We start from the raw sequence: 12,293 nt of genomic DNA on the forward strand, positions 1-12,293 counted from the left end.
CGATGTACGAGAATGTGAAGGGACGCAGTGCCACGGCCTCGCTGGAGCTGGCCGCGAGCGCGAAGACGAAGTTCGACGAGTTCCTGCGGCGGCAGCTGGGCATCAGCAACGCGCAGGATCCGGCCTCGGTGGTGGGCGCGCTGCGCAAGCTCTACCCGTCCACGGCCGCGCGGCTGGACGATGAGAGCCGGGGCGTGGCCATCCGCCAGGGGGGCGAGCCCGAGCGCCTGACGGTGGCGCCCACCGGCGGCATGGGCTCGCCGGGCGTGCTGCGCTACCAGCTGGTGCGCCAGGCGCTGGAGGCGGACCTGGGCCATGTGGTGGAGCACCCCTCCAACCGCGACTACAAGGCGCCGCTGACGGGCTGGAAGGACGCGGTGCTCGCCGAGCTGTCCGAGGGAGAGTCGGCGGCGTACCGGGCGGCGGACCCCGCTCAGCGGGACCGCACCTTCTATAGCGTGCGCAAGCTGGGGGACTACGCGCGGGTGGCGCGCATGGCGGGGTTGCTCAACCCGGTGCTGGACGCCGAGTTCCGCCGGCTGGCCTCCACCATGGACGAGGCCGCCATCGTGCTCCGGGTGCTCGCCGGGGAGACGATGTTCCGGGCGGGCTTCGACGAGGGCGGCACCGTCTTCCAGGTGGCCTTCGAGGACCTGCGGCAGCGCCGCGAGACGCTGATCGGCGCGCTGGAGCGCTTCACCTCCGCCACCCACGAGGGGGAGGAGGACTGGGGGGATGGCGAGGCCTCCTACGGGGCGCTGCTGCGCGTGCTGAGCGAGCAGGGCCACTCGGAGCTGCGCGCCATCATCCGGCCAGAGACGATGACGCGGCTCTTGGATGTGTTGCTGGACTCGGTGCCCCAGCAGCAGCCGGACTACCTGCGGGGCATCGCCTCGACGGTGCCGCTGGAGATGGTGCAGCTGCGGCGGCTGCGCGCGGTGGCCACCGAGCTGCTCAAGGGGCGGGGTGGTAGGAACCAGGCGGCCTCCGCGCCGCTCAGCGCCTTCGTCCAGGCGCTCACGCTGTTCATCGACGCGTTCGCCGAGCCGGGCACGGGCTCGCGGCTGCTCAACATCTCCCTGCCGGCGCCCTTCGCCTCGCTGCAGCTGGCGCGCGCCGACAAGGGTGGTGACATCGTCCGCGCCCTGTTCCATGTCCGCACGCGGCTGCAGGTGGAGCTGGATGCCATCCACGCCGACCCGAACGTCGATCCCCTCGACTGGCCGCTCATCGTGAAGCTGGACCGGGTGCTCTACGATTTGGACCGGGCCATCGACCTGTACCTGATGGGCGGGGGCAACAACCTGGATGGCTTCGAGGAGCGCCGCGCGCGCATGTACGCGGTGATGCTGCAGCGGTGGCTGGACCAGAAGCAGGCGACGGCGCCGGGCGATGACTGGAACCAGATCGAGCCGGAGAACAGCGCGAGGCAGCAGTTGCGCCTGGAGCTGCGCACGTTGGTGCAGACGGCGGTGGTCGAGCTGAGCAAGCCCCCGAAGCTGCCGCCGGCCGACGAGCAGGAGCAGTTCCTCCAGGAGCAGCGCCTGCTGGAGGCGGAGTGGCGGGCGCTGGCGGTGGAGCTCACCCAGGTGGCGACCGGCCGCCAGACGCTGGTGGACCTGGCGGGCACGCTCTACGTGGGGGTGAAGGGCTCGCTCGACGCGCAGGAGAAGATCGACCTGTCGCTCACGCCGTCGGAGCGCGTGTCCGCGCAGCTGCTGGTGAAGCGGCACGAGGAGTTGATCCGCAAGGTGGGCGAGACCAACCACGCGCTGAAGCCGCTGTATCAAATCAAGGAGCTGCCCCGCCTGGACCTGGAGATCGACCGGCTCACCCAGGAGCTCGAGCAGGAGCGCAAGGCCCGCCAGGAGCTGGAGCAGAAGCTGGCGGGGGCGAGCGGCGTGGCCAAGGAGTCGCTGCGCGTGCCGACGCCGCGCTCGCCTGGAGCGGGGAGGACGCGGCGCAACCGGAAGGCGGACTCGCGCAAGGCGCCCCGCGCCCACTCCCCGGAGGCTCCCGAGAAGACGCACTAGTTCGCGCCGCTCTCGGAACCATTTCGTCAACGCACTTCACGTAGGTGGCACGCCATGAGCCTTGGTACGGCAGAAGCCCTTCAGCGACTCTTGTCCCAGTGGAAGCGAGATGTCCTCGCCAACGTTCCTCCCGAGCAGCGCGCGGAGCTGCAGAAACAAATCGAAGCGCGAGCCGACGAGCTGATCACCCGCGCCTCGGACGGCTCGACCGGGTCGCTGTTCTCGGACCTGATGGGGTTGGGCAAGGGAGGAGCCCCCTCGTTCGATGACGTCAGCAAGCCGGTGCTCGTCCAGGACTTCGACGAGTCGGTCATCCAGACGCAGCTCCACGCCGCCGCGGAGCTCTATTACATCTACCAGCACGAGCGGATGAAGGTGTTCCAGGTGGCGGGAGCCCTGCTGCGGCTCTTCCACGATGGGCGCATGCGCATCCAGCGCGGCCCCGGCGCCCGCGCCCTGTACCTGCTGGAGAAGCACCACCCGCTGCGCTACAAGCCGCGGGACCGGCAGCTCGCCTACCGGCGCGCGTTCAACTACGGCGCGCTGGCGGCGCCTCCGGGCGCGGTGGTGTTCCGCAACTTCCACCGCGAGTTCGTCGCCTTCGTGGCCGCCCTCGCCCAGTACTTCCGGGACTTGCTGATCGGCGAGGTGATTCGCGGCTCGCAGACGCTCAACGAGCGGCCCTTCGCCAGCCAGGCCACGATTCAACGGCTGGGCACGGACATGCGCTGGCAGTTGGACCGGGCCACCTACGGCAACATCCTGGCGCTCACGCTGGAGGTGGGTGAGTACCTCAAGACGATCCTCGACGCGCTGGAGTCTCCGGACATCAAGAAGGCGTTCGACGCCAACACCAAGTGGGACGTCATCGAGGTGGTGTCGCGGCGCTACCTGGGCGGGGCGGCCGAAATCTCGCAGCGCTCGAAGATGGCGGACGCGGGGCGGTTGCTGCTCAACTTCGTGGCGGACAACCCGTTCAAGACGCGCGACTTCCGAGACTTCCAGACGGAGGTGGCGCCGCTGGGCCCGGTGGCCGAGGAGTGGATCGCCGCGTACCGGATGACTCCCGAGGGCCGCGCCTTTCGCGGCGTCACGCCCACCCTGCGACGGACCCTCGGCATCCCGAGCGCCGCCGCCGCGCTGTGAGTCGCGGAGCACGGCATGGATGTCCAGCAAGCTCCAGTCAGAGAGGCGGGCACGTACGCACCGGGGACGCCTCGAACCAATGAGGCGCGGATGGTGGCGGTGGCGGTGGGAGGGCAGGTGGCCCACCCCATCATCCGCGCCTCGCCGTATCGGATCGGCCGGGATGGGGTGCTCCGGCTGCTCCCGGGCAGTGGAGGAATCGTCCTCAACCGGCGCGTGGGGGACGCCGCCGTGGGCGTGGCGGGCGACCACGTCGAGGCGGGTGTCTCTCTCCACAACAACGGTCGCGAGGTGGTGGGTCCGCGTGACGGTCCCAACCGGGCGCTCATGTTCTACGCCTGCGTGGGCAACCGGGTGCGGGTCGTCTCCGGTCCCGCCTCGGGTGCGGTGGGCACGGTGGTGGGCAAGCACGGCGGTATCAACCACGTCATCGTCGACTTCGAGCCCCAGGTGACCCGGCGCCTGCTGATCGGCGACCGGATGCAGATCAACGCGTACGGCCAGGGGTTCACGCTGCCGGACTTTCCCGAGGTGAGCCTGCTGAACCTCTCCCCGAGGCTGCTGCGGCGCTGGGGCGTGCGCGCCTCGCGGGGGCGGCTGCGCATCCCCATCACCCATACCGTCCCCTCGCAGTTGATGGGCTCGGGCATGGGGCGCTCGGAGGGCGTGCTGGGGGACCTGGACATCCAGCTCTCGGACAAGGGGCTGGTGCGGCGCTTCCGGCTCGGCTCATTGCGGCTGGGGGACCTGGTGGCGCTGTGCCCGCTGGATTACCGCTTCGGCCCCTCGAGGCGGCAGGGCACCGTTACGGTGGGCGTGGTGGTGCATACCGACAGCCAGATCGCCGGCCATGGGCCCGGGGTGACGCCGCTGTTGATCGCTCCTCGGGACCGGCTGCGGCTCGTCCGTGCGCCCTCGGCCAACCTCGCGCTCGTGCTGGGGCTGCGCAGGAATCTGACTCCGGCCGCTCGCCCCTGATGCCGTGCCGCCTCAGGGGGCGCGCGGCACGGAGGAGGCTCCGAAGCAGCGCGACACCATGGCTGCGCGGGTCTCCACGCCGAGCTTGGAGAAGATCCGCCGCAGGTGGGCCGCCACGGTCCATGTGCTGATCTTCAGCTCCGCGGCGATCTGCTTGTTCACCTGGCCGGCGGCCACGCACGCGACGATTTGCAGCTCGCGCGCGGTGAGCACCCGCGCGTCCGGCAAGGGGACCGCCGTGGGCGTGGGCTCCTCGAAAGGCGCCGGCACGAGGTGGTAGCGCTGGCCGTCGATGATGAGCTCTCCCACGGGGGCGGAGCCCGGGGCGCGAGCCTCGGGGGCGACGAGCAGGACACGGCTGCCTGGGGGAAGCGGGCGCTCCATGGTGGCGTTCTCCTCCCTGGCGCCTTACGCCGGTGCTCCCGCGAGCTCGGGAGAGGACAGGATGCGGCGAACCTCGGCCGCCTCCTTGGTGCGCCCGGCGCTCTGCAGGCTCGCCGCGAGACGCTGGCCCGCGTGCTCTCCGGCGCCCGAGCCCTTCGCCGGCTCCTGAGCGTGCGCCACGAGTCGGGCGACGCTCCGGCGGCCGAGCCGCAGCTCGGCGTGGAACAGGAGCGCCAGCGCGCGTGGCGTGGAGAAGGGGCCGTCTGGTGAGTCCAGCGGCGCCTCGCCCTCGGAGGCCAGGGCCAGCGCGGGGTGGAGCAGCTGCTCGGTGATGTACTCGAGCTGCGCGAGCTGGGCGCCGCGCTCCCGGCCCGCTTGGGCCAGCGCCGCCAGCAGGCGCACGTCCTCTCCCAGGAGCGGCAGCGCCTTGCGGCCTTCGACGGGGTGGCCGTGCTCCACGTCCATGACGGTCAGCGTGGAGGGCTGGCCGAGGGTGGCGTCGATGCCCAGGCGTCCCAACCGCGCCGCGAACGCCGAGGGCTCCTTGCGCTTCCAGCGCGCCAGCGCCTCGATGAGCCCGTTGCCCGACAGCGGCCAGGTGCCCCAGCGCGGGCCCTCTCCCGCGTGAGAGTCCCAGGAGACATGGTCGAACGGCGCCGCGAACCACGCGAGGACGAACTCCAGCGCGCGGGCCTGGGCCTCCGTGAGGCCGAGGCGGAGCAGCTCCGCCTGCGTCGGCGCGCAGGGACCGCGCACCCCCACGGTGCCTCGGTGGAGGAGCTTGCCGTTCTCTCGGCCGAGGACCACCTGCGCCTCTCCCGGAGGCACGAGGGCCACCGAGCCCTGGAGGCGGATCTCCTCCCGGGCGGCGCGGGCGGTGTCGGCGGGGTCCTTCTCCTGGCTGGGCTCGCGGGGCCTGGCCTCGGGCCTCGGGCGCTCTGGACGAGGCTCCGTGGCGCGGGGCTCGGCGGGAGGCGCCTCTTCGGCCCGCGTGTCCGTGAAGGGCGCGGATGGTGGCTCGGAGCGAACGGCGCGGTTGCGAGGACGAGGCGCCTCGGCCCTGGGCGTGGACGCGGGAGGCTCCTGCTCGAGGGTGGTGACCCAGCGATCCAAGAGTTCCATCACCCCCTGGGAAGACAGCGGGGAGCGCGTTCGCTTCGGTTCGGAGTCATGGTCGGCCACGGCAGCCTCCTGGGCGGAGTTTCGTGGCGCGGACTGTGGGAGATCTCCCTGGGACACGAAACGGTCCGCGGGGAGGATCCGCCCTGCGAGGTTGACTGCCGGATGGCGGGGCCGCGCGGGGAGTGATGATCCGACACCGCATGGCCCTGGAGGGTGGGGCCAGGCCGTGTCACGGCATGGCCCTCGAGGTGCCGCCCCGATTCGAGGCCCTCCCGAGGCGCTTTCGCCCAACCTGTCCGATTGTCTGACAGGTTGGGGCAGCGCTCCGCTTGGTCGCCGCAGGGAATCAGCGGCCGGAGTGCAGGTGCTTCTGACCGCGCTTCACCTTGAACTGCTTCTGCTGAGGCTGAGGCGCCTTCGCGCGCTTGGGCGCGGGGGCCTCGGAGGCCATCGTCTTGCGGCCGGTCTCGCGCATGGGGACGGGCTGGGTCGCCTCGGCACCGCGCTGAGGAGTGGTGCGGCGGGGCTTGGCGGCCGGAGTCTCGGCGACGCGCTCGGCGCTGGTGCGGCGAGGCTTGGCGGAGACGGAGTCCTCACGCGAGGTGGAGGGCGGGGCCGAGGTGGCCTCGGCGTTGCGAGAGACAGGCGTCTGCTTGGAGATGCTGGGCTTGCGCGGGCCCCGGCCGATCTTCTCCTGGATCTTGTCCACGGTCTTCACGGCGACGGCGGTGGTCTCCACGAGGGCGCGCGCCCCACGGGTGCCCGCCTTGGCGGCCACCTGCACGCCCCGCTTGCTGACCTTCGCCGCTGCCTTCTTCACGGTGTCTACCAACCCACGTCTGATCGAAGCCATGTGTGCTCTCTCCTTGGAAATTGGTCCCTTGCCGCCAAAGGTAGTCACGGCTCCGCGTGCGGGAAGCGGGGGGGTAGGCTGCCCGGCTGGTGACAGACTCCGGAGTGACAGAAAGTGACACGATGAGAGACGCACGGTTGGAGCTGGTCCAGGGAGACATCACAAAAGTGGAGGCGGACGCGTTGGTGAACGCGGCCAACTCGTCGTTGCTGGGGGGCGGAGGGGTGGACGGGGCGATCCACCGAGCGGCGGGGCGGGAGTTGTTGGAGGAGTGCCGCGATCTGAGAGGTTGTCCCACGGGGGAGGCGCGAATCACCCAGGGCTACAAGCTGCGCGCGCGCCATGTCATCCACACGGTGGGCCCGCGCTGGCAGGGAGGAGGGCGAGGCGAAGCGGGGCAGCTGGCGCGCTGCTACCAGAGCGTCTTCGCATTGGTGGAGAAGCACGGCCTGCGCACGGTGGCCTTTCCGTCCATCTCCACGGGGATGTACGGCTATCCGATCGAGAAGGCCTCGCGCATCGCGCTGCGCGAAATCCAAGCGGCGTTGGAGCGGCTGCCCCAGGTGGAGAAGGTGACGGTGGTGCTCTTCACGCCGGGGGACCTGGAGGTGTACCGGAGGGCGCTGGCCGGCGAGCCCGAGCCGGCGGGTGGTCCGGGGCGATGATGTCGCCGGAGCGTCGCACGCGGGGGAGGACCTCGCGTTCCCGGCTGCAGGCGCTGGACGTGTACCTGTGCCGCGCGGAGGCGGAGCTGCTGGGGCGCCAGGAGGGACCTTGGAGCGAGGCGGCGTTCATCGACGTGGGCTTCGGGGAGCACCCGTGGACGACGCTGGAGAGCGCGGAGGCGTTCCGAGCGTTGAACCCCACGCTGAGCGTCACCGGAGTGGAGGCAGACGCGGGCCGGGCGGCAGCAGCGGCGGCGAGCCATGAGGAGGCGCGCACGCACTTCCGGCATGGAGGGTTCGACTGGGCGAGCGGGGCGGGCGAGCGGGCGCGGCTCGTGCGGGCGATGAACATCCTGCGCCAGTACCGTCCGGAGGACGTGGAGGCGGCGCATGCGGAGCTGGGGCGAGCGCTGTTGCCGGGAGGGCTGCTGGTGGAGGGCAGCACGGACACCCAGGGAGGCATCACGGTGGCGTACCTGCTGAGGCGAGGACCGGAGGCGCTGGAGCGCGAGGCGTTGCTCTTCCATACGGACTTCGGACAAGGCTTCGCGCCGCTGCTCTTCCGAGACTGGCTGCCCCGGGACTGGCGTCGGCATGTGCGACCGGGAGAGGCGCTCCACGGCTTCTTCACGGCCTGGACAGAGGCCTGGAGCGAAGCGAGAGAGCAAGGTGCGAGGGAGCCCCGGGATTCCTTCCGGGAGAGTGCGCGAGGTCTTGCCCGCGCATGGCCGGGAGTGAGCACCGAGCCCTGGTTGCTAGAGAACGGCTACCTGCGCTGGCAGCCCGCTGGCGGTGTACCCCGTCCCTCACGCTAGAGTCCGCGCCACGATGCGAAGGCCTCTCTCGTTCCTGGTCCAGCTCTTCCTCGTAGCGCTGCTTCTTCATGGGTGCGGTACCTCGGCGCCCAGCACGCGCGCATGGGCGGAAGTTCAGTCGGCTGAGGCCAGCGAATGCGAGGATCCAGGTGCTGACCAATGCATCGTGCTGGCGTGCGATGGTGAGCAGGGAGAGTGCGGTGCGTTCAGCTGCCAGGACATCGACTCGACGGCGGGAGCGCGAGCCTCCCTTGCTCACGGTGCGGAGCTGGCGCGCGGTGGTGGAGCGAGGCCTTCGCTGCGTGGGCCCGGGACCTCGCGCAACTGGAGGAACACGGGCCTTCGGAAGGGGGCCAAACCCCGAATGGCCTTCCACTTCAGGTACCGAGATGGCTTTCTCCCGGCCTTCCCGAGACTCGAAGGCAAGTTGGTCAAGCACCACCTGTTCCCCCAGGCTCCTGACCTCGCCACGTGGTTCAGGGCTCAAGGCGTCAACGTCCACGACTGGACGATGCTCATCCCCGAGCACATCCACTGGCGCATCCACAGTGGCTCGGCGCGAGGCGGGCTCTGGAATCAGGCCTGGCGAGAGTTCCGGGACGCCAGCCCCACGCGCCGTTACAAGAACGAGGAGTTGCTGGCCAAGGCCTTCGAGCTGGCCTACCGCTTCGATATCGTGGGGCCCATCGTGCCGTACGGTCACTCGCTCGTCCCGCCCGGGCCCCAGATGTTCGCCCCATGAAGTTCTATCGGCTCCGCGAAGACAGGGCCGCTCGGTACACCGGCGATCTGCACGCCGCGCACAGGTGGGTGTTGCCAGGCATCCAGCCCTGCGAGGCCTGCGGGCTTGGCGCGACGATTTCGGCGGCGCAGTACCCCTGCGTGGACCTCTCGGGCCTACCGGAAGAGGAGCAAAAGAAGCTCTTCGATCCGTGGCCCGTGTCGGCGGAGGAGTTCACCCGGTTGCGCGAGCGGGTGCGTCCGCTGGCTCCCCCGGGTGCGGTCCTGGAGTCAGGAACCGTATTTGGTCCGTTGACGGGGACGGGCTCCGGCCACTTCGGCCAGCTCTTCATGCAGAACTCCTGGTCGCTCTGCATGCGCCGCGAAGCGCTGGAGCGGTTGCAGGCCTTAGGGCTGCGAGGCCTTCACGGGGGCCCACTCAACGTGCGCTTCCGTGTGAAACGCCCCCCTGAGCTGATGGACCTGCAGCTCGAGTCGCGCGGCCAGCTCCACCCGGACTGCCTGTCGAAGAACCACGAGCCGCCGTGCGCCACGTGCGGGCGGGACAGGGGCCACAGCCTCCCGGAGCCTCCCATCTTGGCCGCGGCCTCGTTGCCCACGGATCTGGACGTGTTCCGGCTGGCCGATGCGTCCACGGTCATCCTCGCCAGCGAGCGCATGGCGGAGGCGGTGACACGGCTGGAACTGGATGGAGTGCTGTTCCGAGAACTGGAGGCCCGGTAGTTCCGACCCTGTCAAAGGGCGTGCCCCCCAAACCTGTCAGACAACCAGACAGGTTCGGCCAGAGCGCGCCCAGAGCATGTCCTCGAATCGGTGAAACCCCCGTGGCCGCGGGCCCAGGGAGAGCGGGACGGCCGGCGCGGGAGGACCCGTCCGCTGACGGGGGGCCCCGCGCCGAGACGAGGGACCCGCGACCTGTACCCCGAGAATGTGCGCCCGTGCCCTACACCCTAGGGTGCGCGGCCCGCATATAATGATGCGGGAGTACTGGCGGCCGCCTGTGGCTCCCTCCCCGGCCACAGCGGCCGAAGCTCGGCGTCGACCTCGGGCTCCGGCTCCCCCGTGCCCATCCGCACCCGCCGCACGAGCCCAAACAGCGGCTCGCACATCAGCGCACACCCAAACCAGAAGGGCGCATAGTCCAGGCGGATCAACCCCTGCACGCTGAACCACGAGGCCGAGTAGTCCCAGGGACAAACCCCCAGCACGGCCACCAGCACCGCCCCGGTGACGTACTCCACCGCGAAGCACACCAGCATGCCCACCGAGGCCCGCATCAACCGCGACATCCCCGCCCGCTGCATCACCACCACCAACCGCTCACCCAACAGAAGTCCTGCCCCCCAGATGGGGTGCATCCACAGGTACGAATAGCCGCGCAGCCGGATGTCCCCCGCCCCCGTGGCCAGATCCACCACCGAGGTGAAGAGGCACTCGATGCACCAACCCACCAGCCCGTAGACGACGAAGCGCGCCAGGGGGCTCAGTTGCTGCCCGACCCCCCCCGCCTGCCCCGTGCTCCCATCGCGCCCGCCGCTCATCCCAGGCCTCCCCTCGAACCTTGAGAGGAAAATGGGTTCCCACCCCGGAACACCGCAAGGTGTACCTCCCGGCAAACTTGCGCCAAAAAGGAATTCCCGGGCAGACTGTTCGCCCCTACTCGTTTCGCCCGGAGTCAAAAGCCATGTCCCAGGACACTCCCAAGCGCGGCCTCAAGCGTCCCGTCGAGGTGGTTCGCGCCGAGCTGCTCAAGGATCCCGACACCAAGCGGATCGCCAAGGCGGTGGGCATGGAGCTGGAGGCGTACGTGGAGCTCGTCCTCGAGTACGCCCAGGACAAGGACAAGCAGCCGATGATCAAGGTGGTGGAGGACGAGGAGCTCCACGCCGCCGGCTTCAAGACGCTCACCAACGAAGAGGCCGCCAAGCTGCTGACCAAGGCCGCCCGCGGCGAGATGGGCGTCAACGAGGAGTACGAGAAGTCGGAGTTCTCCCAGGGCAAGGCCGCCAAGGGGCCCTCGCTCACGGGCGGCGCGGGCAGCAGCGAGGGGCTGAAGGCTGATCCGTCGCTGCAGGATCAGGTCAAGAAGGGCAATGGGGGCAAGGCCTAGGGCCGGCCGATCAAAAAAGAAACTCGGGGAGGAAACCTTTTTACCTACCCCCCGACAATCTCTTTGTACCCTCACCCTACTTAAACCTTCCGAAAGAGAGTCAAATCATGGGCAAGATCGTCGAGGCCGCTACGAAGTTCGTTGAGAAGGCCGCGAAGACCGTTGGCGATGTGGCTGGCAAGGTGAAGGAAGTCGCCAGCGGCGTTGTCAGCGTGGCCGAGAAGGCCATGAGCTTCCTCAGCAAGCCGATGGAGGCCATCACCAAGCCGGTGAAGGATCTGGTCGGCGGCGCGCTGAAGAACCTGCCCTTCGGCCTGGACAAGGTCCTGGGCCCCATCGCCGACAAGGCCATCGACGGCGCCGCCTCGTGGCTGTCCGGTCCGGTCAACGCCGTGGTGGGCCTGGTGAGCAAGGCGCTGCCCACGGTGAAGAAGATCGCCGACTGGGCGGAGACCATCCAGGGCGTGTCCAACCAGGTCGGCGCGCTCAACAACCCCCAGGCGCAGTCGAACTTCCAGAACCAGATGGCGTACGCGCAGGGCCAGATGGTCAACTAGTCCTCGCCCTCACGGGCTGATGGCATGACGAGGGCCGGTCCCAGAAACAGGGGCTGGCCCTTCGTCATTTCAAGGGTTTGCCAGCGTGTGGACGTCCCGCAGCAGCCGCGAGAAGGCCTCGTCATCCGCGCTGTCGTAGTAGCCGCGAATCTTCCCGGTCGCGTCCACCAGCACGAAGTGGTTGCCGTGGAAGATGCCCATCACGTCGGCCTCGTCCATGTTCTCTCGGCCCATGGAAATCTTGAAGCTGTTGACGACGGTGTCCTTGAGCCGCTCGTAGTCGCCAGTGAGGAAGCTCCAGCGGGCGGCGTTGGCGCCGTGGCGCTGGGCGTACTCGGCCAGGCGCTCGGGGGTGTCGTAGGTGGGGTCCACCGAGAAGGAGACGAGCTGCAGCGCCGGGCCGTAGGCCTCCGTCTCCTTCTGGAGGTGGGCCATGCGGCGGGTGAAGGCCGGGCAGACGGTGGGGCAGCGGGTGAAGATGAAGTTGGCGACGAAGGGCTTGCCCCGGAGCTGGGCCAGGCCCCAGGGCTGCCCACTCTCACGGGTGAAGGTGAAGTCAGGCAGGGCGTCCAGCTCGGGCAGGGGGGCGGAGCGGGCGCGCAGCACGCCAAAGGCCACCGTGCCCAGGCCGAGCAGCAGCACGGTGAGGGCGGCCCAGAAGGCGGGGTGGCGGGTGAGCGGCGAAGGCGTCCGGGCGGGGAGGGCGGCGGGGGTATCGGCGGCCATGGCGTGGGCTCGGGACGTAACGGATGTGGCGGGGGAGTACAAGTGAACGGTTGACGCACCGCGCGGCGAGGGCGGGCGCCGTGCCTGGCCGGCCGGCTGACCACTGCCGCACAGTCGCTGCCTTCTGAAGTCCCCGGGGGGGTCGAGATGGCCTACGACTGCC

At 69.8% G+C, this 12,293-nt stretch carries 14 protein-coding genes; 9 read left to right on the forward strand and 5 right to left on the reverse strand.

The annotated features are described in order from the left end of the window. Positions 1–2: 2 nt before the first annotated feature. From SYV04_RS33390 to SYV04_RS33400, 3 genes are read left to right on the forward strand one after another with little or no spacing between them, the layout of a single operon-like run. Positions 3–2,033 (forward strand): hypothetical protein, encoded by a 2,031-nt coding sequence (locus tag SYV04_RS33390; RefSeq protein WP_321550043.1) that lies wholly within the window; start codon positions 3–5, stop codon positions 2,031–2,033. A 54-nt stretch (positions 2,034–2,087) separates the two neighbouring features. Next, entirely contained in the window at positions 2,088–3,179 is a 1,092-nt protein-coding gene (locus SYV04_RS33395) for a hypothetical protein (protein ID WP_321550044.1), read from the forward strand. Positions 3,180–3,194: 15 nt separating this feature from the next. Next, on the forward strand, positions 3,195–4,157 hold the full coding sequence (locus tag SYV04_RS33400; RefSeq protein ID WP_321550045.1) for a DUF4438 domain-containing protein: 963 nt from the start codon (positions 3,195–3,197) through the stop codon (positions 4,155–4,157). 12 nt (positions 4,158–4,169) lie between these two features. Here SYV04_RS33400 and SYV04_RS33405 read toward each other — a convergent pair whose 3' ends face one another. The 3 genes from SYV04_RS33405 to SYV04_RS33415 all read right to left on the reverse strand — a co-directional run bounded on the left by SYV04_RS33405 (position 4,170) and on the right by SYV04_RS33415 (position 6,516). Continuing rightward, entirely contained in the window at positions 4,170–4,541 is a 372-nt protein-coding gene (locus tag SYV04_RS33405) for a helix-turn-helix domain-containing protein (protein ID WP_321550046.1), read from the reverse strand. Between the two features lie 24 nt (positions 4,542–4,565). Then, complete coding sequence (locus tag SYV04_RS33410) at positions 4,566–5,723, reverse strand: hypothetical protein (protein WP_321550047.1); 1,158 nt, start codon at positions 5,721–5,723, stop codon at positions 4,566–4,568. Positions 5,724–6,009: 286 nt separating this feature from the next. After that, complete coding sequence (locus tag SYV04_RS33415; protein ID WP_321550048.1) at positions 6,010–6,516, reverse strand: hypothetical protein; 507 nt, start codon at positions 6,514–6,516, stop codon at positions 6,010–6,012. A 122-nt stretch (positions 6,517–6,638) separates the two neighbouring features. On the opposite strand from SYV04_RS33415, the gene SYV04_RS33420 reads away from it, so the two are divergent. From SYV04_RS33420 to sitI6, 4 genes are read left to right on the forward strand one after another with little or no spacing between them, the layout of a single operon-like run. Next, on the forward strand, positions 6,639–7,181 hold the full coding sequence (locus SYV04_RS33420; protein ID WP_321550049.1) for an O-acetyl-ADP-ribose deacetylase: 543 nt from the start codon (positions 6,639–6,641) through the stop codon (positions 7,179–7,181). Further along, the gene (locus tag SYV04_RS33425) at positions 7,178–7,996 is read left to right on the forward strand and encodes a methylase (RefSeq protein ID WP_321550050.1); all 819 of its coding nucleotides are present in this window, start codon (positions 7,178–7,180) and stop codon (positions 7,994–7,996) included. Before SYV04_RS33420 ends, SYV04_RS33425 begins: the two co-directional genes overlap by 4 nt. Before the next feature lie 13 nt (positions 7,997–8,009). After that, the gene (sitA6, locus tag SYV04_RS33430) at positions 8,010–8,738 is read left to right on the forward strand and encodes a SitA6 family polymorphic toxin lipoprotein (RefSeq protein ID WP_321550051.1); all 729 of its coding nucleotides are present in this window, start codon (positions 8,010–8,012) and stop codon (positions 8,736–8,738) included. Next, positions 8,735–9,460 (forward strand): SitI6 family double-CXXCG motif immunity protein, encoded by a 726-nt coding sequence (gene sitI6, locus SYV04_RS33435; RefSeq protein WP_321550052.1) that lies wholly within the window; start codon positions 8,735–8,737, stop codon positions 9,458–9,460. Before sitA6 ends, sitI6 begins: the two co-directional genes overlap by 4 nt. 227 nt (positions 9,461–9,687) lie before the next feature. Here the strand turns inward: sitI6 and SYV04_RS33440 are convergent, their stop codons facing one another. Further along, complete coding sequence (locus tag SYV04_RS33440; protein ID WP_321550053.1) at positions 9,688–10,278, reverse strand: putative ABC transporter permease; 591 nt, start codon at positions 10,276–10,278, stop codon at positions 9,688–9,690. A 143-nt stretch (positions 10,279–10,421) separates the two neighbouring features. On the opposite strand from SYV04_RS33440, the gene SYV04_RS33445 reads away from it, so the two are divergent. Beyond that, positions 10,422–10,847 (forward strand): hypothetical protein, encoded by a 426-nt coding sequence (locus SYV04_RS33445; RefSeq protein ID WP_321550054.1) that lies wholly within the window; start codon positions 10,422–10,424, stop codon positions 10,845–10,847. A 107-nt stretch (positions 10,848–10,954) separates the two neighbouring features. Continuing rightward, positions 10,955–11,404 carry a hypothetical protein gene (locus tag SYV04_RS33450; RefSeq protein ID WP_321550055.1) on the forward strand — a complete coding sequence of 150 codons (450 nt, stop codon included), beginning with the start codon at positions 10,955–10,957 and terminating at the stop codon, positions 11,402–11,404. A gap of 69 nt (positions 11,405–11,473) precedes the next feature. Here SYV04_RS33450 and SYV04_RS33455 read toward each other — a convergent pair whose 3' ends face one another. Next, positions 11,474–12,130: an SCO family protein gene (locus SYV04_RS33455; RefSeq protein ID WP_321550056.1), complete on the reverse strand. Its 657-nt coding sequence runs from the start codon at positions 12,128–12,130 to the stop codon at positions 11,474–11,476. Positions 12,131–12,293 lie beyond the last annotated feature (163 nt).

The sequence above is a fragment of the Hyalangium ruber genome, from assembly GCF_034259325.1.
In the GTDB taxonomy this organism is placed as follows: Bacteria; Myxococcota; Myxococcia; order Myxococcales; family Myxococcaceae; genus Hyalangium_A; species Hyalangium_A rubrum.

Excerpts from the sequence above, each read along its gene's own strand:
- SYV04_RS33390 (WP_321550043.1), top strand. The coding sequence starts at position 3 with ATGTACGAGAATGTGAAGGGACGCAGTGCCACGGCCTCGCTGGAGCTG.
- SYV04_RS33395 (WP_321550044.1), top strand. The coding sequence starts at position 2,088 with ATGAGCCTTGGTACGGCAGAAGCCCTTCAGCGACTCTTGTCCCAGTGG.
- SYV04_RS33400 (WP_321550045.1), top strand. The coding sequence starts at position 3,195 with ATGGATGTCCAGCAAGCTCCAGTCAGAGAGGCGGGCACGTACGCACCG.
- SYV04_RS33405 (WP_321550046.1), bottom strand. The coding sequence starts at position 4,541 with ATGGAGCGCCCGCTTCCCCCAGGCAGCCGTGTCCTGCTCGTCGCCCCC.
- SYV04_RS33415 (WP_321550048.1), bottom strand. The coding sequence starts at position 6,516 with ATGGCTTCGATCAGACGTGGGTTGGTAGACACCGTGAAGAAGGCAGCG.
- SYV04_RS33420 (WP_321550049.1), top strand. The coding sequence starts at position 6,639 with ATGAGAGACGCACGGTTGGAGCTGGTCCAGGGAGACATCACAAAAGTG.
- SYV04_RS33425 (WP_321550050.1), top strand. The coding sequence starts at position 7,178 with ATGATGTCGCCGGAGCGTCGCACGCGGGGGAGGACCTCGCGTTCCCGG.
- sitA6 (WP_321550051.1), top strand. The coding sequence starts at position 8,010 with ATGCGAAGGCCTCTCTCGTTCCTGGTCCAGCTCTTCCTCGTAGCGCTG.
- sitI6 (WP_321550052.1), top strand. The coding sequence starts at position 8,735 with ATGAAGTTCTATCGGCTCCGCGAAGACAGGGCCGCTCGGTACACCGGC.
- SYV04_RS33440 (WP_321550053.1), bottom strand. The coding sequence starts at position 10,278 with ATGAGCGGCGGGCGCGATGGGAGCACGGGGCAGGCGGGGGGGGTCGGG.
- SYV04_RS33445 (WP_321550054.1), top strand. The coding sequence starts at position 10,422 with ATGTCCCAGGACACTCCCAAGCGCGGCCTCAAGCGTCCCGTCGAGGTG.
- SYV04_RS33450 (WP_321550055.1), top strand. The coding sequence starts at position 10,955 with ATGGGCAAGATCGTCGAGGCCGCTACGAAGTTCGTTGAGAAGGCCGCG.
- SYV04_RS33455 (WP_321550056.1), bottom strand. The coding sequence starts at position 12,130 with ATGGCCGCCGATACCCCCGCCGCCCTCCCCGCCCGGACGCCTTCGCCG.